Source organism: Paraburkholderia fungorum (assembly GCF_900099835.1).
Classification (GTDB): domain Bacteria; phylum Pseudomonadota; class Gammaproteobacteria; order Burkholderiales; family Burkholderiaceae; genus Paraburkholderia; species Paraburkholderia fungorum_A.
Window position 1 is genome coordinate 1,114,659 of record NZ_FNKP01000003.1, and the last position, 20,675, is coordinate 1,135,333.

Annotated in this window: 20 protein-coding genes and 1 pseudogene; 10 read left to right on the forward strand and 11 right to left on the reverse strand. The window is 56.7% G+C overall.

All coding sequences use genetic code 11. The features are described 5' to 3' along the window. Window positions 1-221 precede the first annotated feature (221 nt). From BLS41_RS34180 to BLS41_RS34205, 7 genes are all read left to right on the forward strand, one after another. The gene (locus BLS41_RS34180; RefSeq protein ID WP_074772357.1) at window positions 222-761 is read left to right on the forward strand and encodes a methylated-DNA--[protein]-cysteine S-methyltransferase; all 540 of its coding nucleotides are present in this window, start codon (window positions 222-224) and stop codon (window positions 759-761) included. Next, window positions 761-2,173: a DNA-3-methyladenine glycosylase 2 gene (locus BLS41_RS34185; protein WP_074772359.1), complete on the forward strand. Its 1,413-nt coding sequence runs from the start codon at window positions 761-763 to the stop codon at window positions 2,171-2,173. The genes BLS41_RS34180 and BLS41_RS34185 overlap by 1 nt, the downstream gene beginning before the upstream one ends. Window positions 2,174-2,318: 145 nt before the next feature. After that, the gene (locus BLS41_RS34190; RefSeq protein WP_074772361.1) at window positions 2,319-2,705 is read left to right on the forward strand and encodes a Rid family hydrolase; all 387 of its coding nucleotides are present in this window, start codon (window positions 2,319-2,321) and stop codon (window positions 2,703-2,705) included. Window positions 2,706-2,746: 41 nt separating this feature from the next. Further along, a complete protein-coding gene (locus BLS41_RS34195; RefSeq protein WP_074772363.1) occupies window positions 2,747-3,268 on the forward strand; it encodes a carboxymuconolactone decarboxylase family protein in 522 nt (173 codons plus the stop codon). Between the two features lie 103 nt (window positions 3,269-3,371). Beyond that, entirely contained in the window at window positions 3,372-4,010 is a 639-nt protein-coding gene (locus BLS41_RS34200; protein ID WP_074772365.1) for a hypothetical protein, read from the forward strand. Between the two features lie 133 nt (window positions 4,011-4,143). After that, a complete protein-coding gene (locus tag BLS41_RS39270; RefSeq protein WP_171910380.1) occupies window positions 4,144-4,287 on the forward strand; it encodes a hypothetical protein in 144 nt (47 codons plus the stop codon). Between the two features lie 76 nt (window positions 4,288-4,363). Then, window positions 4,364-5,173 (forward strand): isocitrate lyase/PEP mutase family protein, encoded by an 810-nt coding sequence (locus BLS41_RS34205; RefSeq protein WP_074772367.1) that lies wholly within the window; start codon window positions 4,364-4,366, stop codon window positions 5,171-5,173. A gap of 872 nt (window positions 5,174-6,045) precedes the next feature. Here BLS41_RS34205 and BLS41_RS34215 read toward each other — a convergent pair. The 10 genes from BLS41_RS34215 to BLS41_RS34260 all read right to left on the reverse strand — a co-directional run bounded on the left by BLS41_RS34215 (window position 6,046) and on the right by BLS41_RS34260 (window position 16,636). Next, the gene (locus BLS41_RS34215; RefSeq protein ID WP_074772371.1) at window positions 6,046-7,107 is read right to left on the reverse strand and encodes a maleylacetate reductase; all 1,062 of its coding nucleotides are present in this window, start codon (window positions 7,105-7,107) and stop codon (window positions 6,046-6,048) included. Between the two features lie 37 nt (window positions 7,108-7,144). Next, window positions 7,145-7,441 carry a Dabb family protein gene (locus BLS41_RS34220; protein ID WP_074772373.1) on the reverse strand — a complete coding sequence of 99 codons (297 nt, stop codon included), beginning with the start codon at window positions 7,439-7,441 and terminating at the stop codon, window positions 7,145-7,147. Between the two features lie 138 nt (window positions 7,442-7,579). Then, window positions 7,580-8,788, reverse strand: coding sequence for a multiple monosaccharide ABC transporter permease (gene mmsB / locus BLS41_RS34225; RefSeq protein WP_074772375.1), 1,209 nt, complete (start codon window positions 8,786-8,788; stop codon window positions 7,580-7,582). Further along, a complete protein-coding gene (gene mmsA, locus BLS41_RS34230; RefSeq protein ID WP_074772377.1) occupies window positions 8,781-10,319 on the reverse strand; it encodes a multiple monosaccharide ABC transporter ATP-binding protein in 1,539 nt (512 codons plus the stop codon). Before mmsA ends, mmsB begins: the two co-directional genes overlap by 8 nt. 90 nt (window positions 10,320-10,409) lie before the next feature. Continuing rightward, entirely contained in the window at window positions 10,410-11,480 is a 1,071-nt protein-coding gene (gene chvE, locus BLS41_RS34235) for a multiple monosaccharide ABC transporter substrate-binding protein (protein WP_074772379.1), read from the reverse strand. 96 nt (window positions 11,481-11,576) lie between these two features. Continuing rightward, window positions 11,577-12,665, reverse strand: coding sequence for a Gfo/Idh/MocA family protein (locus tag BLS41_RS34240; RefSeq protein WP_074772381.1), 1,089 nt, complete (start codon window positions 12,663-12,665; stop codon window positions 11,577-11,579). A gap of 24 nt (window positions 12,666-12,689) precedes the next feature. Beyond that, window positions 12,690-13,682 carry an inositol 2-dehydrogenase gene (gene iolG / locus BLS41_RS34245; protein WP_074772383.1) on the reverse strand — a complete coding sequence of 331 codons (993 nt, stop codon included), beginning with the start codon at window positions 13,680-13,682 and terminating at the stop codon, window positions 12,690-12,692. A gap of 42 nt (window positions 13,683-13,724) precedes the next feature. Further along, the gene (locus tag BLS41_RS34250; protein WP_074772385.1) at window positions 13,725-14,603 is read right to left on the reverse strand and encodes a sugar phosphate isomerase/epimerase family protein; all 879 of its coding nucleotides are present in this window, start codon (window positions 14,601-14,603) and stop codon (window positions 13,725-13,727) included. A 66-nt stretch (window positions 14,604-14,669) separates the two neighbouring features. Continuing rightward, the gene (locus tag BLS41_RS34255) at window positions 14,670-15,590 is read right to left on the reverse strand and encodes an intradiol ring-cleavage dioxygenase (protein ID WP_074772387.1); all 921 of its coding nucleotides are present in this window, start codon (window positions 15,588-15,590) and stop codon (window positions 14,670-14,672) included. Window positions 15,591-15,721: 131 nt separating this feature from the next. Then, a complete protein-coding gene (locus BLS41_RS34260) occupies window positions 15,722-16,636 on the reverse strand; it encodes a LysR family transcriptional regulator (RefSeq protein WP_074772389.1) in 915 nt (304 codons plus the stop codon). A gap of 370 nt (window positions 16,637-17,006) precedes the next feature. Between BLS41_RS34260 and BLS41_RS34265 the strand changes: the two genes are divergently transcribed. Continuing rightward, complete coding sequence (locus BLS41_RS34265) at window positions 17,007-18,050, forward strand: LacI family DNA-binding transcriptional regulator (RefSeq protein WP_074772391.1); 1,044 nt, start codon at window positions 17,007-17,009, stop codon at window positions 18,048-18,050. A 144-nt stretch (window positions 18,051-18,194) separates the two neighbouring features. Here BLS41_RS34265 and BLS41_RS34270 read toward each other — a convergent pair whose 3' ends face one another. Next, entirely contained in the window at window positions 18,195-19,379 is a 1,185-nt protein-coding gene (locus tag BLS41_RS34270; RefSeq protein WP_074772393.1) for a porin, read from the reverse strand. 538 nt (window positions 19,380-19,917) lie between these two features. Between BLS41_RS34270 and BLS41_RS34275 the strand changes: the two genes are divergently transcribed. Both BLS41_RS34275 and BLS41_RS39790 read left to right on the forward strand, forming a co-directional pair. Next, entirely contained in the window at window positions 19,918-20,238 is a 321-nt protein-coding gene (locus BLS41_RS34275) for a hypothetical protein (protein ID WP_074772395.1), read from the forward strand. 197 nt (window positions 20,239-20,435) lie between these two features. Further along, a pseudogene (locus BLS41_RS39790) lies at window positions 20,436-20,618 on the forward strand (fumarylacetoacetate hydrolase); the annotation flags it as partial. Window positions 20,619-20,675 lie beyond the last annotated feature (57 nt).

Here is a 20,675-nt window from a genome sequence, read left to right on the forward strand (position 1 = left end):
GAGCAGTCCAGGTCCAGCTGTTCGATGAACGCTGCCTTTATGCGGATTTCGACACGATCTACGGCGCTGGTTGTAGCAATGTGCCTGACAATCCAGGAAATGCGTCCTCGTGTCTCGATTCACGGCCCCGCCATAGCACTTCAGCATGCGCTCTCTATACTCGAATCGTATCCTGCGTTTCGTTGCGAAATCGGCCATTATTTGTTACAGAGGAAGCAATCATGAACACGGTCACGAACAGGTTCACAAAGAGCTACTACTACAAGGACGTGCCATCCCCGATTGGCGGTCTGCGGTTGGTCGCTAGTGACGACGGCCTCTCCGCTATCCTCTGGGAGAACGAAAAAGCCGACGCGAAGCGTGTTCCCCTGAACATCGTCGGCGAAGACAATAGTCATCCGATCCTCATTCAGACCGAACGTCAGTTAGGCGAATATTTTTCTGGTCAGCGCAAGAGATTCGACGTCAAGATGGATTTCGCCGGCACGGACTTTCAGAACAAGGTTTGGGAGGCGCTGCTGAGTATCCCTTTCGGCGAAACCCGCACTTATGGAGACATCGCCCGGCAGATCGGAAACCCGAGGAGCATACGCGCCGTTGGGGGCGCCAGTAACAAGAACCCAATCGCGATCATCGCGCCCTGTCACCGTGTGGTTGGCGCGTCCGGTGACTTGACCGGCTTTGCCGGCGGCCTGAAGGCGAAAGCGCAATTGCTGGCGCTGGAAGGTCTCAACGGGTTCCGGCACAAGGCTGCCGCCTGATGCCGTCTGCAACGTCTGGCTGGAATAAAGCGCTGGCCCGCAAGGGGCAACTGGACGGGAAATTCCTGATTGGCGACATGAAGGCGGGCATTTACGGCCTGCCGTCATGCACGGTCAGATTGCCGAAGGATGAAGACGTCCAGCTTTTCACGACCGAGACATCCGCAAAGAACGCCGGTCTGCGTCCTTGCAAGATCTGTCGCCCGGACCGCTTTCATGATGGAGGGAAGGCGAGCCTGACGCTTTTTCACGACCTCCAGCGCGGCTTCTCGACGAGCCCCACCGAATTTGCTTCGTTGCACGATTTGGCGCAGCGCGCCAATCTTCCTGCCGATCAACTGGAAGATCTGTTTCGCGACCACGCGCACATGACGGCTGCTCAGTGGTTGCGCCGAGTTCAGGCTCGCCGCGCCGCCGAAGGGATCGTCGCCGCGCGACCACCGGAGTTCGCAGGTGCGGACGCCGGTTTTCCTTCCACGAAGATTTTCGAGGAAGCGTTTATCGCCGAGTACGCGATGTTGCCGTCCGAATATAGCGTGATGGACGTTAAGAAGGGTTTTGCCCTGCACCTTCCGGAATCCTATCGTCCGGATGAGGCAGTCGGCTATCACGGGCGCGACGCAAACAGCCCGAGTGAACGCGCCGAGGGGCGGCGAATCTGGAAGGCGTTGCACACCGCAGATGGTCCCGCCATCATCGAGATTGCCATTGGCTCCGATCGCGCGACGGTGAAAGTCACGACGGAGAAGAACCTTGGCCGCGAGAGCATGGCCTTTCTGCAACGATCGGCGCTACGAATGCTGGGATTGTCGAACGATATCTCGGCATTCGAAGAGCGCCATCCCGAGATCGTTAAAACGCGCAGAGGATTGCGCGTCCCACTTCTGCCGAGCGCCTTCGATGCGCTTTGCTGGGCCATCACGGGTCAGCAGATCAATCTCGCGTTCGCCGCCACTTTGCGGCGCGACATGATCAACCTGGCCGGGGAGAAGATCCACGGCATGCGGGTGCATCCCACGGCCGGGCAACTCGCCAATCTTGGAATTGAACCGCTCCGAAAGATCCGCTATTCCGGCTCCAAAGCCAACTACATGATCTCGTTCGCCGAACAGATTGCCGGCGGCCACCTGGATATCGAGGGGTTGATCGACGGCTCGGCGGTTGCGGCGCAGGAGGCTTTGGTCTCGCAAAAAGGCGTCGGAATCTGGACGGCGCGCTACGTGATGATGCGAACCGGATTCGCCGACGCAGCACCCGTCGGGGACAGCGGCCTGGCAACCGCGCTGCAGCGTCTTTACCCGTCCGAAGCGCGTCCCGACGCGGAGGAAGCGGGTCGGTTGATGTTCAGGTTCAGCCCGCACCGGAGTCTCGCCAGCGTGCACCTGTGGGCGTCGCTGGCCGACGAGAAGTAGCCATCCGGTGGCGCCGGGTTTTCGCTGCCGTGCAGAAAGTCCGCGAGCGGTGCTCAGGCATCTTGAAAGCGGCGCCATCAATTTCCCTCCCGTTGTGAGAGGTCGACAATGAATCGGTCACCTACCTCAACTGGAGCAAACAATCATGGCACACACCACCGTCGACGTCGGCATTTCCCGCCACATTTTCAAGTACAGCGACGCGCTGATCATCGAACCGAATCAGCGTTGGTACATCACTTCCGGCACGCCCGGCATGGACAAGAACGGCAACTTGCCTGATGGCATCGAAGCGCAGGCTCGCCTTGCCTGGGGCAACATCCTCGAGGGTCTGGAAAAGGCCGGCATGGGTCCGCAAAACATCGTCAAGGTCGTCTCGACTCTGATCAACAAGGACGACATCCAGACCTATGGTCGTGTGCGCGCGGAGATCCTCGGCGACGTGCGACCGGCTTTCATGTTGTCCGTCGTGAACCAGATGGTCAATCCGCGCATGCTGGTTGAAGTCGAAGTGTTCGCTGCGGGGAAGTGAACATTTTCCATCCAGACGCCTGATTCACGAGGGATTCACCCATGGTCGAGCCGCGTTTCCCACTGCTGCCGTATGACGTCCTGACGTCTGAGCAGCGCACCATTCACGATCGATTGTCGAGGGGGCCGCGTGGTGGCGTCAGCGGTCCTTTCCGGGCCTGGCTGTATTCGCCGAAACTCGCCAATGGTCTGGTGGAGGTGGGTAACTATCTGCGGTTCGATAGCCGCCTGACGAAGCGCATGATCGAGCACACGATCTTGCTGGTCGCCTCCGAATGGAACGCGAGCATTGTCTTCGCGCATCACGCGTCACTGGCGATTGCGGTTGGCCTGTCGGAAGAAATCGTCGAGTCCATTCGCACGGGCCAGCGACCGCCTTATGCGCAAGAAGAGGATTTCGTGGTGGACGAGTTCGTGCGGTGCCTGCTGAAAGGCGGTGAGATCGACAGCGCGACGTGGGAGCGGTGTGCGGCAGTTCTCACACCCGAGACCATGGTCGATCTGATCGGGCTCACTGGCTACTACGTCATGGTCGCGATGACGACGAAAGCTGCGAGGTTGTAGCACAGGCGGATCGGCGTCATCGAAGGCTGCGTGGTCGGCGCAAGGGATGTGACGCGCGGATTGACACCCGCGGGCTTTTTTCAATGGAAGAGGAGAGCAACAGATGAGACCGGTCCGTACTGTTCGTGGTCTGGAAAACCTGGGTCGTACTCGTCTGTCGCGCAATTTCTTTATGCGCGAATTCATGTTCAGTGAAATCGCGGCCATCAACGGGTTTCCGAATCTTCCGGACAATCCGGATCTCGCTGTCGACGCAGGTCGGCACCTTTGCGAACTGTTGCTGGAGCCTCTGCAGGCAACATTCGGCCGCATCTCTCCACGATCCGGATACAGAGCACCGGAGGTGAACGAATTCGGCAATCTTCACGGCCTGAGTTGCGCATCCAAAGAACGCGATCGCGCGCGCCATATCTGGGACCAACACGATGCCGCGGGTCATTCTGGCGCGATGGCCACCATCGTCATGCCCTGGTTCGTCGACAAACTGGCCGAGGGGGGACGTTGGCAATCGCTTGCATGGTGGATTCACGATCACTTGCCCTACAGCGAGCTGCAGTTCTTTCCAAAAATCGGCGCTTTCAACATTGCCTGGCATGAGATGCCGGCGCGTTCCATTTACAGCTGGATGAAGCCGCGTGGTTTGCTGACCCGTCCCGGATACGAAAACCACGAGGGCGATCACAGTGACCAGTATCAAGGATTCCCGCAGTTGGTCAGATATGAGCCCATGTATGTTCGATAACCTCGTGACTGGAGTCCCGGATATGCAGCTAGAGCCAGCCGGAAATAGACGCCGCGCGACATTTCCCGGACCTTCTGCGAGACCATGAAGAACAGACTGTTCGTCACCGGAAACGATTGACAGGAGACGAGTCATGCCAACCACCGCATTTGAATTCCGTTCGATCCGCGACACCCGCCGCGAAGCCTTGACTATTCGCGATATGGAAAAGCAGATGCGCGCGTACGCCGACGGCACGATTCAGAAGGCGCCGTCCATTCTCTTCAACCACCCATGATGACCAGGAACGCCCTGGTCGCCTGACTGAGTCCAAACCCCGCTGCTGACTCACGCCAACTCACGAGGAAATGACAATGAGCACACTCGACAAGGTATTCGCCGACCTTCATCAAGGCAACCCGATCCTGAACCTGCCTAACGCCTGGGATGCGGGTAGCGCGCGCATCTTCGAAGCGCAAGGTGCCAAAGCAATCGCCACCACCAGCGCGGGCGTACTCTGGGCGCTCGGTTATCCCGATGGAAATCTCGCACCGGCAAGGCTGCAGGCGGAAGTGGCTGCCGCCATCACTCGCGTGATCCGCGTACCCCTGTCGATCGATTTCGAAGCCGGCTACTCGGACGACCCCCGAACAGTCGCGGAAAATATCAAACCCGTCTTGGACGCCGGCGTCGTCGGCATCAATATCGAAGACGGTCAGGACGCACCTCCTGTGCTGGCGGCGAAAATCGAAGCCGTGCGGGCTGCTGCGGAAAAGGCCGGTATTGCCCTCTGGATCAATGCGCGCTCCGACGTTTACCTGCAACAACTGGTCGATGAGCCGAAGCGTGCTGAAGAATCGATCAAGCGCGCCGAACTGTATGGCAAAGCGGGCGCCAATAGCATCTTCCTCCCGGCACTGACCCATGCCGACGACATCAAAGCCGTGGTCAAGGGTTCGCCAATCCCGATCGCGCTCATGGCATGGCCCGGCCTGACTGATTCCGCGGAACTGCAAAAGCTGGGCGTGGTCCGCTTGTCCTCCGGCTCCGGCATTCCGCAAGTGATCTGGAACCACGCAGCCCGTCTGGCCAGGGCTTTTGTTGAAAAGGGCGAATCTGGCCCGATGGCTGTCGACTATATGGCCCACGGCGAGTTGCAAAGCCTGTTCGCCGAACGCAAGTAAGCCTGGATAGTCTCGCAGCGGGGGGATCGCTTCGGCTGCACTTGCTTTTTCGCTTGATTTGCACCGAATTCCGAAGGGTCGGTTTCTGGCTAACCGCCTACTTCACCCAAACCTACAAGATGTTGTTCGATGCAAAGGCGCGGGCGGCCGTGTTCGATGGCGTGCGCGTCGTGGCATCTATAACACGAAGACCGAGGAAGAGGAGATCCACATGGGAAAAAGCCAATCTGGAGACTCGAGTGCGACCGCACCGGGTCGTATCCATATTCATAGCGATTTGGACTTTTCTCTATAGTGCAGCCGCAAACGGCCGAACTGCGTCAGGGAGCGACCTAAGCAAGATCGGGTAGCTGACTGCCCGCGATGGCCGAGCTCTCGTCTTCCGACAGAACTAAAAAGGATGCCTGCTGTACCTCGAAAGCGGCCCTATATATCGCACTTGCTCGAGCGGCTGCAACAACGGGTCGATATGACTCATTCGCCCCATGCATAAGCGGCCATCCGTTACCACCAAGGCAACGGAAGAGGTCGACCATTCGGCTTATGACAGAGGTGAGAGCGAAGCGTTGATAATCTGCCACTATAGTTGCCAGAATATGCTCGTCTTCGTCCCCGATACGTTGTTCTTCATGCAAAGCGCAGATGTTACAGCGAGTGAGATCATCGCGGAGACCATCCACCCCGAACACGACAAGGCGCACGAGGATTTGGGCGCTTCGCCGTGTGCGGCTCGACGCTACCGTGTCGCATCGGCTAGTGCATCCGGAAAACATTGTGCTAAGAAAATCGCGCCAACGATTTTGCACGCGCTAGACTGGCGAAATTTTGTTGGCCGTCGGGATCGCTACGAGCCGACCACGTGGATCCGTGCCTTACGGAGTAGGGCATGCCCCTTCCCATGCGCGCTGTAACAGCGCCCTAAGCGGTTCTTTCTCAACCGGTCGTGGGTTCCAATAAGGATTCGACAGAGCAACCTCACAAGCGCGCTCGAGATCGACTTCGCGCAACCCGATATCGCGAAGACCTTGTGGAACCCCAAGTTCTTGATTGAGTTGGTAAAGGCCATCAGGTGCCGACTTGACGTCCAGTGCCCTCGCTATACGGCCCATCGCATCTTCCGCCACGGTGCTGTTATAAGCAAGAGTATGTGGAAGAACAATCGCGTGCGTCTCTGCGTGAGGGAGATTAAATGTCCCGCCTAAGGTATGGCATAGCTTGTGGTGAAGAGCCATGCCGACATTGCCGAGCACCATCCCGCATAGCCACGCACCGTAGAGGCACTCGCTGCGCGCCGCCTTGTCTTTTTCGTTCCTGTGCACGCCCCGAAGGCCGTTGGCGAGTGAACGAATGCCTTCCTCCGCCATGAGCGACATCACAGGATTTCCGTCCTTTGCGTACAAACCCTCCGCTGCATGAGCGATAGCGTTCAGGCCACTGACAATCGAAAGACGAACCGGCAGTCCCATCGTCAATTCCGGATCGTAGAGGACAGTCCTCGGTATTACTTTTACGTCTTTGCCGGTTTTTTTTAGCCCGTCTTCGGTGATCCCATAGATAGGAGTCATCTCCGAACCAGCGTATGTTGTCGGGATCGCGATGATTGGCAACGAAGATTCGAGCGAGATTGCCTTTCCAAGCCCGATGGTAGAGCCGCCCCCTATCGCCACCGCACAGTCCGCATCAACCGATTTCGCGTATTCGCGGGCACGACGAGCGTTCTCAATAGGAACATGCATCTGGGCGCCGTCGAAGACCCCCGCGCTGGATGGACCGAGAAGAGAAGAAACGATTTCCGCCTGATTCTTCTGCTCGGGGGTGCAAAGAATCAGTGCGCGACGAGCACCTAACTTCTCCACTTCCTGTTGAATCAGCTTCATGCTTCCAGCGCCGAATACGACCCTAGACGCCTGTGTGGTATAGACGAACTCATACATGAGATTAACTTCCATTGTCGTTAGCAACGCTGCGCGCTTAAACGTAATCGACCTGATGACGTGCGATGCGAATATCACCCACGATCTGCTTTACTCGGAGATGTTCGGGGTGTGACGCATATGCATCGAGCAATTCCTGGCTTTCGAACTCGGTGTATAAAACGACGTCGCACGCATAGTCCACGGCGCTTACGTCCAGCCCGACCTCCAACCGGGTGAGCCCGGGTATCTTTCCGCTCAAGCTCTCGAACGCTGTCTTTACCAGCATCGCGGCTTCCTTCTTTTGCGTGGGAGTTTCGCCGCGAACGTTCCACATCACGATATGCTTGACCATATTCATTTCCATTGATAATACGTATTAACAGGCCAAATGTTCGAGATGCAAGCTCACGAATCAAGTGTGCATCTCAGCGAAGTTCGCTGCGCATCAGGCTCGCTGATTCAGGGAGGCCGGCCTGGCGTAAGGAAGCGGCTAAGCCTTGTTCTTGTTGTACACGTCGACGAATACGGCTGCGAGCAGAACGATGCCTTTAATGACCTGCTGATAATCCACGCCGATACCCATGATCGACATGCCGTTGTTCATCACGCCCATGATGAATGCACCGACAACCGCGCCGACAACTTTTCCGACGCCACCAGAAGCTGATGCACCGCCGATAAAACACGCCGCGATGACGTCGAGTTCGAATCCCGTGCCGGCCTTTGGCGTTCCGCTATTCAGGCGTGCGGCGAAAATCAGACCTGCCAGCGCAGCAAGAACTCCCATGTTCACGAATGTGAGGAAGCTCACCGCGGGGACGCTGACGCCCGACAGACGTGCGGCTTTCGCATTGCCGCCCACGGCGTAAATCCGGCGGCCGATAGTCGTGCGGTTCATGATGAACGTATATACGCCGATCAGCACACCCATGATGACGAGCACCGTAGGCAAGCCGCGATAGGACGCGAGCAGATAACAAAAGAAAACGATCAGCGCCGTCAGCACGACATTCTTCGTCACGAACATGGGGAACGAACCACTTTCCACGCCGTGTTTCGCTGCGCCAGCCCGATGTCGGAGTTCGATCAGAAAGAAAAGTACGCCGACGATCACACCAAGAACAATCGAGGTGATATGAAGCGTTTGTCCATGAAAGAGGTCAGGGATGAAGCCGGAACTCACCGCGCCGAATGCATCCGGAAACGGTCCGATGGACTGCCCTTGGAGAACGAGGTTTGTCATGCCGCGAAAAACCAGCATGCCCGCGAGCGTCACGATGAACGACGGCATCCGCCAGAACGCGATCCAGTAACCTTGCACAGCGCCAATCAGTGCGCCGGCAATGATGCAGATGATGGTTGCCCAGACATAGTTGATTTCGAACTGAACCATCAATACGGCGGCTAGCGCGCCAACCAGGCCTGCAGTGGAACCGACGGAAAGGTCGATGTGACCTGACACGATTACCATGAGCATGCCAAGCGCCATGATGACAATGTAGCTGTTCTGCAGCACCAGGTTGGTCAGGTTAAGTGGCTGCATCAACACGCCGCTGGTCGCCACCTGGAAAAACACCATGATGATGACGAGCGACAGCAGCAGACCGTATTCACTGCCGACTCGCTTAAGCATTCCGAATACTTCGTTGGTCTTGACCTCGGCGCCTTCGGCGGCTACCGGAGAGAGTGCCTTACGCATTTTTGATGTCTCCATTTCGCATGATCGCCCGCATGATGTTTTCCTGCGAGGCTTCCTGTGCGCTTAATTCGCCGACAAAGCGGCCTTCATTCATGACATAAATGCGGTCACACATGCCAAGAAGCTCGGGCATTTCCGAGGAAATCATGACCACACACTTACCCGCCGCAACCGCCTGATTAATGATGTTATAGATCTCGTATTTGGCACCGACATCGATGCCACGGGTCGGCTCATCGAGAATCAGCACCTCGGGTTCAGAGAACAGCCACTTGCTGATCACGACTTTCTGCTGGTTGCCGCCTGATAGATTGCCGACGACGTGCGTGACACCCTGTGCGCGAATCCTCAGCTTCTTGAGGAAGTCGCTGGCGACTGTTATTTCTTCGTGCTCGTTGACCACACCGAGCTTCGACACGCCACCGAGATTCGCCAAAGTGATATTCCGCTTGATGCTGTCGTCAAGGAGGAGCCCGTTACCTTTGCGGTCCTCGGTGACGTAGGCGATGCCTGCCTTGATAGCTTTTTGCACCGATGAGGTGTCGACGGGCTTTCCATGCATTAGCACCTGGCCGGTGATGTCTTGCCCGTAGGTACCGCCGAAGACGCTCATGGCGAGTTCGGTGCGGCCGGAACCCATCAACCCAGCGATACCAACAATTTCGCCCTTGCGCGCCTTCAGATTCACTCCTTTGATGACCGCACGGCCGCGCTGCGTCGGATGTTGAACCCGCCAATCCTTGACCTCGAAAATCACTTCGCCAATGTCCGGTGTACGTGGCGGATAACGGTCCGACATCTCGCGCCCGACCATTGCCTTGATGATGCGGTCTTCGCTGACAGTTTCAGTGCTGCAATCGAGAACATCGACCGTAGAACCATCGCGAATCACGGTGATGCCGTCGGCGACGCGCGAGATTTCATTCAGCTTGTGCGAAATAATGATCGACGTCACACCGCGCGCCTTCAATTCGAGCAGCAGAGTAAGAAGTGTGTCGCTGTCTTTCTCATTCAGGCTGGCGGTTGGCTCGTCGAGGATGAGCAAACGCACTTCTTTCGACAATGCTTTGGCAATTTCAACGAGTTGCTGCTTGCCAATCCCGAGAGTGCCGACTGCCGCATCTGGAGAATCAGTGAGACCGACCTTTGCTAACAGATCTTTGGCCTTCGCACGCGAGCCCTGCCAATCGATAACACCGCGCTTCGACTGTTCGTTACCTAGGAAGATGTTCTCGGTAATCGATAGCATCGGGACGAGAGCGAGTTCCTGATGGATGATGATAATTCCAACCGCCTCGCTATCCGAGATATCGGAAAATGTGCGTTCCTGCCCGTCATAAAGCACATTGCCCACATATGTTCCATGCGGATAGACGCCGCTGAGAATCTTCATCAGAGTCGATTTTCCGGCGCCATTTTCTCCGCAAATGGCGTGAATCTCGCCTTGGCGAACGCTCATATTCACATTGTTCAGAGCTTTAACGGCGCCAAAGCTTTTCTGAATTCCGCGCATCTCCAGAATGGTATCCATGGTCAAATTCCTCAGATTTGTCACGCCTCAGGCATGCTTGCGTGAGCGGGGGCTCAACGAAACTCCCCGTCTCACAGATGCGCCAATGCTTTACTTGACCTGGGCCTGCGTGTAGTAACCGCTGGTGACCAGTTCCGACTGATAGTTGGCCTTGTCGACCAGAACAGGTTTGACGAGGTAAGTAGGGACAATCTTGGCGCCGTTGTTATAGCTCTTCGTATCGTTCACCGGCACCTGCTTCCCATTCAGCGCGTCGTCGACCATGTCGGCCGCGACGCCGGCGAGCTTGCGCGTGTCCTTGAACACCGTAGAGGTCTGGTCGCCACGAACGATGTTCTTCACGTTCTGAACATCCGCGTCCTGTCCCGTGATGATGGGCATCGTCTGTTGACCAGAGCCGTACCCAACCCCCTTGAGCGACGAGATAATGCCAATCGCCAAAGCATCATTCGGTGCCCAGACCGCGTCCAGGTGATCCTTTCCGTAAAACGCGCTCAGCAGATTATCCATGCGCGCCTGGGCGGTCGCGCCGTCCCAGTTGCGCGTCGCGACTTTCTCGAAAGCGACCTGTTTGCTGCGAATGACAAACTTGCCGCTATCGATATACGGCTTCAGGACCGACATGCCGCCGGCGTAGACCATGTGGGCGTTGTTGTCGTCCGAGGACCCGCCGAATACTTCGATATTGAACGGGGTCTTGCTGCCGGCCTTCTGCCACCCGCTGACAATGCTCTGTCCTTGAAGAACACCAACACCGTAATTGTCGAAGGTTGCGTAGTAATCGACGTCCTTGGTCTGACTAATCAGGCGGTCGTAGGAGATCACTTTGATCCCTTTTTTCTGGGCGAGCGACAGCGCATCAGAAAACGTCTTGCCGTCGATAGGCGCAATGACGAGCGCCTTGACGCCCTTTGCAAGCATGTTCTCGACCTGATTCACTTGCGTCGGAACGTCGTAGTTCGCGTATTGCAGGTCGGCGGAATAACCTTTGGCTTTCAGTGCGTCGACCATGCTTTTTCCGTCGGTGATCCAACGGGATTCGGTCTTGTCGGGAAGCGAGATCCCCACAACGCCTTTATCCTGGGCCAACGCGACGCCTGACATTGCCGAGAAAGCCGCCGATGCTGCCAGAACGACCACGACACTTTTCAAAATTTTCATGACCTTGTCTCCTGATTAGGAATACGTATTTATCTATACGGTTTGTAACTTTAGAAATTCCGGACTGACGCCGGTTGGCGTCAGTCATTCAGACTGTCAACCGATCGCTACCTCGGCGCCTGCTTCTTTGGAGGAAGCGAACATTGCTTCAATGACGCGACTGATGTTGTAAGCCTGCGTGGCGGGCACAACTGACTGCGTGCCATTGCGCAGCGCGTCGAAAAACGCATTCGATTCGCGGTCGAAGTAGACCGGATTGCCGATTTCCGCGATGTCTGGAGAGTATTCGGTCTTTTTTGTCGCCCAGATTTCGGGGAAGCTGGTTTCTTGCCACTCGGTCCAGCCTTCCGGATGATCGCCTTTGCCTGCGTCGTAAATCTTGTAGCTCGCGGGCAAGGACCTAGAAGACATGATGCCTTCCGTGCCGTAAGCAGTGATGTCCCAGCTTTCCGTCCACGGCAGGACATCCCACGACATGAAGTCGACGGTGACAATCTTGTCTTCATAGTTCAGCACTGCGCCTGCCGCATCTTCTCGCGATTCGTCGCCGTGGAAGTTCGGGAACTTGGTGATACGGGCGTTCACAGAGTGGGGCAGGCCGAAGTGGAGCAGAATACGGTCGATGAGATGGCAGCCGATCACAAATACAGCACCGCCGATATCGCCAGGCTGAGTCATATGCGGAGTGCCCGCCTCATCGTGTGAACAGCCACCGTGGGCGCGCACCTGCACTACTTTTCCAAGGCGTCCGCTCTTGAGAGCGGCCTGCATCGCGTCCACTGAAGGAGCGAAGCGCCAGCAGTAGCCGACTTGTACCAGTCCGCCGGTACGCTCTACTGCTTCGACGATGCGTTTGGCGTCAACCGAACTACGTCCTGCAGGCTTTTCGCACAGGACTGCCTTACCCGCCTCAAGCGCCTCGATGGTCAGGTCGGCCATTTTTTCGCTCTTCGAGTGCACGAGCACGACGTGAACGTTTTCGTCCGCCAGAATGTCTTCCTTCGTGCGTGCCTGCAGACCGAGCGCATCGACGAAAGGTGTGAGCAGCGGGCTGGTGTCCCACGCCCCGAGCATCTTTGCGTCCGTGCGACGTTGAATTGCCTTGACGCGTCCGGACGTGTGCGGGTGAGTGATGCCGAGGCATGCCACACCCAGGGTTTCGTTCGGACCAATCTTTCGTGCCATGACTTATCTCCTCCGGATTTCTCGTTACACCTTGACCGCTTTGCCCGTCAGCGCGGACTCGAGCGCAGCATCAGCCAGGCGCAGTGCCTTCAACCCGTCCTGCACCGATGTCGGCAGCGGCGATTTACTGTTGAGCGCATCAACGAAAGCTTCGAGTTCGGCCTTGTACGCTTCAACGTAGCGTTCCAGGAAAAAATTCAGCAGCGGCTCGCGTGCGTCCGTGGTTTCTTTCGTCCAGCGACGAATCGTTGATGGGCGCAGGTTTTCCTGCAGGAGCATGCCTTTGGAGCCCGACACTTCCATACGCTGGTCGTAGCCGTAGACCGCTTCACGGCAGCAGTTGATGTGGCATTGTTTGCCCGAAGCGGTGCGCAGCTGAACCATCACCGTGTCGAAATCGGTCAGCTTCTCGAGCGACTCATCGATCAGCCTGCTAGCCATCGCCATCACTTCAACAGGCTCTTCGCCGAGCAGCCAGCGAGCCATATCGAGGTCGTGGATGACCATGTCACGGAAGATACCGCCCGAATGTTCTACGTAATCGCGTGGCGGCATGCCTGGGTCGCGGCTCGAGATGATGACTTGACGAACCTCGCCAACGTCACCCGCATCGATCGCTTTGCGGAACGCCTGCGACGTCGGGTCGAAACGGCGATTGAACGCGAGCATCACCTGACCGCCTAGGCGCTCAACCTCGTTCGCTGCAGCGAGCGACTTTTCCATGTCGAGGTCGATAGGCTTTTCGCACAGGACTGCCTTGCCGCGTTTGACTGCTTCGAGCATGAACGTGATGTGCGTATCCGTCGGCGTGCCGATGACCACTGCGTCGATGTCTTTGCGTTCGAGGACGCCGGCGGGGTCGGTAGACGCTTCGCAGCCCAAGCGGTTGGCCAGCGAGGTTGCTGCGCTTTCGACCGGGTCGGCGACCACCACCAGTTTGGCGTTCGGGCTGGCTGCGACGTTGGCAGCGTGAATGCGTCCAATACGGCCAGCACCGAGTACGGCGATTCGAATCATGTGAGTCTCCAGAATTGCTTTGTCGTTTAAAGGTTGGAAGCGTCAGGCGGGGGCAGTGGATTTAGCCTGGAACTGGGCGACGGTCGTGTCGTAAGCGCGCTTTGCCATCTCATCGAGCGGAAACTTGCGATGCACTTCAGAGATGAGTTCGACGCCGTAATACGGAAGCGTGCAACCTGCCTGATCGAGTGCGTCCACGAACGCGCGACAGTCACCCGCGCCTTCCCCACAAAGTTGGCGATTAAAGGTCGAATCATCAAACAGCGAACCCTTGACCTGTGCGCCCACGTCGTCCATTTCCACGCCCTTGATGAAGCGCGCCGGGATTTGCGCGACTTCGCTGTACGGAGTGCGGGCGCGAGCAACGTGCCAGTGATCGACCATCAAGCCGCCGTTCGGCTGATTCGCACCCTCTGCAACCTTTAGCGCTTCCGCGACGTTACGGATGGGAGAAAACGGCATGAACTCGATGGCGACCGTTGCATGAACCGTCGCGACGTCTTCGCAAAGCTTTGCAAACTCATCGGTCATGCGGGTGAAATCGGCAGGGTTCTTGTCGAAAGGGCTGGCGCCGATTTTCAGATTCCGCATGCCCAGTTCGCCACCCAGTTCGATGAAACGTTGACGGCAGTCATCCGATTTCGCACGCGCCTCGCCGTCGAAATACCAGTCCATCAGGATTTCGAGCTCGAAATACTTCATGCCGGTGTCGTCGAGAATCTTCCTGACGCCCGATACCCCGTATTTGCCGATGCTGTGCTCCAGATCGTCGAGAATAAGACCGATACCGCTCCAGCCGGCACGGGAAGCAGCTTCGCAACGGTCGCGCAGCGGGAATGGACTGATTTCGTTCGCTGCACACGGATAAACGTCACCGGCGAGGGTCCAGTACGCCGCCAGCAGTTCTTTTTTCGCGCTCATAGGTAGTACTCCTGTGTCTCTCTTGTTCATCGACTTATTGGGCGGCACGCACCAACGCGCCAGACGTTACGTGATTGCCCGCATGGGCTTGTCGGATGCCGCGAGGGTGAAGTCCCACACGACTGACCAGAATGGCGACGACAGCCCGACACGCTGAGCTGCTTGCGGGTCGTCGATCTTGTTAAATTCGGCGATGAGCTCACGTTTGACGCCGAACACGGCGTCTTCGGGCAAATAGGGACAGTCGGGCGTGAAGATGTGAGTGATGACCGCTTCGTATCCGGGAGCCGTCACAATGAAGTGCAAATGCGCGGCACGGTTTGGGTGACGGCCCATTGCACCAAGCAGTTTGCCGACGGGGCCATCCGAAGGAATCGGATAGTGACGCGGCTTGACTGACTTGAACCAGTAGCGGCCTTCAGCGTCCGAAGTGAATACGCCCCGAAGATTTGATTCAGGCTGAATACCCTTTTGCTGCACGTCATAAAACCCGTCGTCATTCGTCTGCCACACTTCGAGCTTCGCGTCAGGAATCGGTTTTCCGTTGATGTCGGTTACACGACCTTCGACGACCATGGGTTCGCCTTTTCCATCAAGGCAGATATTCGAGCCGTTTCGATATTCAGGTGCGTTGGCGATGTAGAACGGACCGAGAATCGTATTCGGCGTAGCACCGCTGGGCCGACGGTGGTTGATTGCGTCAACGAGCATCGAAACGCCGAGGATGTCAGAGAGGAGGATGTATTCCTGTCTCCAGTCCGTGCACATCTGGCCTGTCTCTGTCAGGAAGCGAATGGCGGCAAACCACTCTTCATGCGTCGGCTCGATCTCCTTGATCGCAGCATGAAGATGCTTGACCAGAACCGACATCACCTGGCGCAGCCGGGCATCTGCGTTTTCGCTCATCCGGGCATTGACGACTTCTGCCGAACGAGCTTCATCGAAATACGGCGAGGAGGATTGAGCTGTAGTGAACGCGCTTTGCATTGAATGTCTCCATCAATCTTTTCTGCAGCTTTGAGACAAGTCTATATTCGCCGTGGTTGGCAAAACAGAGCTAAAAAGGGAAAGTCTTTCGCGCTGAGTGGGAAGAATGCCTCGGGCCAGCGCGTGTCGGATTACGCCGTCCAGTGCCGTTCATATTCGTTCTGCTGGAACCGCTCCACGAGCGCGTCAATGAATAGCCGCACCTTTACGGGAAGATGCGAGCGGGTCTGAAACGCAATGTTCATGGTCAATCGGGGCAGATCCCAGTCGTCGAGCACCGGCACAAGGCGGCCGGACTTCAGGTCGTCGTAGATGATGTATTTGGGCTGCACGAGAATGCCCATGTTGTCGAGCGCGGCGACCCGCAGTATCTGTCCATCATTCGATTCCACGAGCGGCTTCACTTTGATGCAGACGTTCTCGCCACCTCGCGTGAAAGAGAGTTCACGTGGATTGTCGGCAAGTTGATAGTTCAACAGCCGATGTTTCGCGAGTTCGGCGGGGAAGCGCGGGCGGCCGTTTGCCTCGATGTAGTCTGGAGATGCGGCCAATATCCGGCGTGTCGAAGCCAATCTTCTGACGGTGATGTTGCTGTCCGGCTCAAGGACTTTCGTTCGGATTGCCACGTCGATGCCGTTTTCGATGATGTCGTAGTAACGGTTGTGAGCGACGACGTCCACCGTGATGTCGGGATATCGAGAGGTGAAATCGGGGAGCATCGGCGCAATATGAAGCATGCAGAACGACAGCGACGCGGTGACACGCAGGACTCCACTCGGACGCACGACCGCCTCTTTGATGACGGCTTCCGCTTCGCCAAGTTCCGAGAGGATAGATTTGCAGCGCCGGTGAAATTCGGCTCCTGCCTCGGTCAGATAGAGATTGCGAGTCGTTCTGCGCACCAATTGAACGCCAAGCCTTGCTTCGAGAGAAATCAGGTATCGACTCGCCGCTGAGATCGAAAGCTCGACAGCTTCCGCTGCCCGGCTAATGCTGCCCGTCTCGGCCACTTCGACGAACAACTGTAATTCCTTAAACTGGTCCATGCACTCGCACCATTACGCCTTGTCTCCGCCTGCATCCGTGGCGGATGCAGGAGCAAGCGCGACTGTTGAATCTTTTAGCTTGTCGCGGCGACATCATAATATTGCGATAGATCTGTCCAAGACCTTAAAATAAACATCAAAAATCTATCAAATCAAAATTTGATAGATAGCGTCTTACAGGCTTTTTTACCGCCAGAATTCAATTAATGCCTTGCCAGTGGCCACGATGGGGGGATTTTTGCCGGTGAGCAGTTGAAGAAGCTGCATCAATCAGGGCGATTCAAGCCCTCACTTTGGATGTACGATCGACTCAACGCGCGATAAAAAACATCGTGAATCTATCAGTTATCTATCAGTGGATGAGGGTCGGATGGCTCACCGGTTCTTGATCAAGGAAATTGCCCGGCAAGCGGGGCTGGGAGTGGCGACGGTCGACCGGGTGTTGAACGGACGCGCAAACGTCCGGGAGCACACTCGCAATCGGGTTGAGCGAGCGATCAAGGAACTTGAGACGCAAGAACTAAATCTGGCGAGCGCTGGCCGCAAGCTTATGGTGGACGTCGTGGTGGAAGCGCCAACTCGGTTTAGCGATGAAATAAAAAGTGCCCTCGAAGCAGAGCTCGCTTTATTGCACCCTGCAGTGGTTCGCCCACGGTTTCTCCTGCAGGAGACAATGACGACGTCCGAGGTCGTCGACGTCCTTCGTTCTATCGTACGAAGAGGCAGCCACGGCGTTTTTTTGAAGGCCCGCGACGTTCCCGAGATTGCCGAAGCAGTAAGCGAACTCCAACGTCATGGAATCCCGGTCGTCACCGTATTCACCGACATACCGCTGTCGGGACGCGTGGCTTACGCTGGACTCGATAACCGCGTCGCCGGCGCCACGGCTGCCTACATCCTCGGCTTGCTGCTGGGGCCCCACCCGGCAAATGTGCTGATAACGATGAGCGACGAGCATTTTCGTGGCGAGGAAGAGCGCGAGATCAGTTTTCGCCGAGCGTTGCGCAAGCATCATCCGCAACTGCGGCTGGTCGATGCAAGCGGTGGACATGGTCTTGATATGCCGACCGAAGAGCGAGTCAGACATGCGCTCAACGGCGGCTCCGATATCGCGGCCGTCTACTCAATGGGCGGAGGCAATGCCGCAATTCTGCGGGCGCTAGAAGCGCGCCAGGAGGCGCCGGTGTGTTTTATCGGTCATGACCTGGATAGAGACAATGTGCGGCTACTGCGCGCGGGGCGAATTCAGGCCGTTCTCTATCATGATCTTCGGCAAGACATGCGCTCGGCGTGTCACCATGTCATGCACTTTCACAAGCTCTTGCCTGCAGCTTCCGTCGCATCTTCTTCATCGGTCGTTGTCGTGACACCAGAGAACATCCCGGATCACATCGCCAGTCGTTTCCGCGATTGACTCTGATTTTGCAATCTCGCTTGCCTCTGCATGCTCGGGCCTGATTGCCCACGCACATCCTCAGTGCCGCGTACATTCAGGCGCAAGATAGCTCGTCGATAGGGAGATCCGGGATACAGCGGACACACGGATCTCCCCCTGCCGTTAAAACTGCGTGGCCACCCCGGCAATGACGCCAAACTGACTCTTGCCAAAGTTGGGGTTCGTGCTCGAGACGTTCCCGTTGACCGGGTCGTCATTGGTATTGGCACCGTACAGGCCGCTGTCGAGGCCGATATTCGATGATGAACTGTTCCTTACGTACGCAAGTTCGGTATACAGAAGCGTTCGCTTCGATAACGAATAGTTCGCACCTAGAGCGAAGAGGGTTGCGTTTCCGTTTCCTTTGTTCGCATTGGCGTGATAGACAGCGCCGGTGATGGCCAATGCCGGTGTCGTGAGCCAGGTTGCACCGATCCACTCGTGATTGACAGTTGTCGGAAGCCCCGCGCCGGCCGGCAGTGCAGAGGGTGTTGCTGTGCCGAAATAGCCTGCATTCGATGCGTCGGGCGCGCTGAGGTGCTGGTAACCCACATAGGCAGTGACAGGACCAAAGCCATACGTCAAGCCCGTAAGAATCGATCGCGAAGTCAGATACACGTTGCTGAACTGGCCGTTTTCGTCACGCACCTCGTCATAGGTGGCCTGCCAGAACAGCCCTTTGTTGGCGTAGGAGAGTTTGAGGCCGTCTGAGCGGCCCTGTGCGCTTCCGAGTCCGCTGGAACTGCCGAGTTGGCCTGGGGCGCTACCAGGATTGCCGGAGTTCCATTTCGTCGAGTTCGTCAGATCATATTGGCCCTGCAGAGTGAAGCCCGCAATGGTCGGCGACAGGTACTCCACGCCGTTTGCGGCTTGCGAAAAGATGCGGCCCCGGACCAGCGTTCCAATCGAATACCTCTTTGTCTGCTGCGGATCGACATCGCCGGAGTATTGGCTGATTTCGGCAGAGCCCATATTGCCCAGCTTGACTTGACCCCACGTGTCGTTGTGCAGACCCACTGTCGCCTGCCCCTCGAAAAAGCTTCCGTTGGCGAAGGTGCCGTTCATGGTGTTCAGTCGGGATTCAAGCTGGAAGATTGCGTGAGTGCCTCCGCCGAGATCTTCAGCGCCTTTAAGGCCAAACCTCGATTGAGCCCAGCCGCCGCTTTGCGCGCCGAATACATTTCCCTTCGGTTGATTGGTCTCATATACGAGACCGTTGTCCACGATGCCGTATAGCGTGACGCTACTTTGAGCCAGCACAGTCGTCGCAGCCGACAACGCAAACATGCCGAGCAGGGCTTTTTTCATCGATATCTCCATTAATATAGTTATGCTACGTATTTACTACGTCTTTGAAATTGATTGAGCGGCATGTTCAGAAGATGCGATTCCCGAATCCACTCTGTCCTGGTGTCTATCGTCTCGACGGCGGGCGCGACACGCGCTGACTGCCGATGTATCGCAGAAATGCTTCGCTGCGAGGAAGATAGGATGAGAGCGGGTAAAGACGAGTGTTCATGCGAGAGGCGATGATTGCCGTGATGCGTCTCCTTCACTGCGCTTCTGTATTTTGGTCGGAGTGTATATTCTCAATTCCCTCTCACAAAGAGCAGAAAGGGGAATCTCTTTCGTAAATTCAGGGAAAATAAGGCAGGGGAAAAGGCAACGTGGGTTTGCGCCCGCGTAATCGATCAGATCCTCGCGGTTTACCCCTCTATCTCTAGCGGTATTTCATCGATTACGGTTTGATCGTTCCAAAGGAACAATCTCCGTCTTCTCGCGAACTCATCCAGATTGTCCGTGAGCAGTCGCATCCATCGTTTGACGAGCCCACTCGGAGCTGACTATGAAGTTCAAGCAACTTTCACTTTTCGCGTTTTCAGTTGGCATCACTGTGAGTCTTCTTTCGCTTCCGTTGTCACAAGCTCATGCCGCGTCACCGGATGCCGATGTATCCAGTAGCACTACGTCGAAACAGGAATTGAAGGCTCAGAAGAAGGCGGACCGGAAGGCGCGTCGGGCGAAGAAGAATGCCGAATTGAGCACGCTGGAAAAGAACGGTTATAACCCGACGGGGAATCAGACGAACTATCCGCAGAATCTACAGAATGCCCAACAAAAAGCAGCGGGGCAGAAGCCTTCTAATGCACCTGCGGTTGCACCTTGATGCACTGTGGAGTGCCGGGTTATGTACGGGCGAGTCGGGGATTTCGATTAGCCAAGACTGGGGCAATTGTAGACGCCAAACTCGCGCGGTGGTTTTTTGGCCTCATCGAAGTGCGCCGCCCTCATTGGTGTTGTTCGGAACGCGGCTGGCTCGTCAGCGACAAGCTTCGACGATGCAATGCGTCCGATCAAGGACCGGATGAGGATGGTGGTGGCTTCACACACCACCTTGGCTACGTGGTGACGATCTCAACGCCATTGCTTGGAGCGCTTGTCAAGACGGTGCGTTTACCGACGGAGATCGGACGATGGGCGTTCGGCGTGCGTGCGCTGTATCTCAATCTTGCGGCGCGCGGCCTGCTCCGCAACACCGTCCGATAGCGGACGCCAACCCATCGTGCGGCTGGGCACCACGCATTTTTTCTAAGCAAGCAGACC

Coding starts and splice junctions, on each gene's coding strand:
- mmsA (WP_074772377.1), bottom strand. CDS start 10,319: ATGGATACCATTCTGGAGATGCGCGGAATTCAGAAAAGCTTTGGCGCC.
- BLS41_RS34275 (WP_074772395.1), top strand. CDS start 19,918: ATGAAGTTCAAGCAACTTTCACTTTTCGCGTTTTCAGTTGGCATCACT.
- BLS41_RS39270 (WP_171910380.1), top strand. CDS start 4,144: ATGCCAACCACCGCATTTGAATTCCGTTCGATCCGCGACACCCGCCGC.
- chvE (WP_074772379.1), bottom strand. CDS start 11,480: ATGAAAATTTTGAAAAGTGTCGTGGTCGTTCTGGCAGCATCGGCGGCT.
- BLS41_RS34195 (WP_074772363.1), top strand. CDS start 2,747: ATGGTCGAGCCGCGTTTCCCACTGCTGCCGTATGACGTCCTGACGTCT.
- BLS41_RS34260 (WP_074772389.1), bottom strand. CDS start 16,636: ATGGACCAGTTTAAGGAATTACAGTTGTTCGTCGAAGTGGCCGAGACG.
- mmsB (WP_074772375.1), bottom strand. CDS start 8,788: ATGCGTAAGGCACTCTCTCCGGTAGCCGCCGAAGGCGCCGAGGTCAAG.
- BLS41_RS34200 (WP_074772365.1), top strand. CDS start 3,372: ATGAGACCGGTCCGTACTGTTCGTGGTCTGGAAAACCTGGGTCGTACT.
- iolG (WP_074772383.1), bottom strand. CDS start 13,682: ATGATTCGAATCGCCGTACTCGGTGCTGGCCGTATTGGACGCATTCAC.
- BLS41_RS34215 (WP_074772371.1), bottom strand. CDS start 7,107: ATGTATGAGTTCGTCTATACCACACAGGCGTCTAGGGTCGTATTCGGC.
- BLS41_RS34205 (WP_074772367.1), top strand. CDS start 4,364: ATGAGCACACTCGACAAGGTATTCGCCGACCTTCATCAAGGCAACCCG.
- BLS41_RS34250 (WP_074772385.1), bottom strand. CDS start 14,603: ATGAGCGCGAAAAAAGAACTGCTGGCGGCGTACTGGACCCTCGCCGGT.
- BLS41_RS34270 (WP_074772393.1), bottom strand. CDS start 19,379: ATGAAAAAAGCCCTGCTCGGCATGTTTGCGTTGTCGGCTGCGACGACT.
- BLS41_RS34185 (WP_074772359.1), top strand. CDS start 761: ATGCCGTCTGCAACGTCTGGCTGGAATAAAGCGCTGGCCCGCAAGGGG.
- BLS41_RS34220 (WP_074772373.1), bottom strand. CDS start 7,441: ATGGTCAAGCATATCGTGATGTGGAACGTTCGCGGCGAAACTCCCACG.
- BLS41_RS34190 (WP_074772361.1), top strand. CDS start 2,319: ATGGCACACACCACCGTCGACGTCGGCATTTCCCGCCACATTTTCAAG.
- BLS41_RS34240 (WP_074772381.1), bottom strand. CDS start 12,665: ATGGCACGAAAGATTGGTCCGAACGAAACCCTGGGTGTGGCATGCCTC.
- BLS41_RS34265 (WP_074772391.1), top strand. CDS start 17,007: ATGGCTCACCGGTTCTTGATCAAGGAAATTGCCCGGCAAGCGGGGCTG.
- BLS41_RS34180 (WP_074772357.1), top strand. CDS start 222: ATGAACACGGTCACGAACAGGTTCACAAAGAGCTACTACTACAAGGAC.
- BLS41_RS34255 (WP_074772387.1), bottom strand. CDS start 15,590: ATGCAAAGCGCGTTCACTACAGCTCAATCCTCCTCGCCGTATTTCGAT.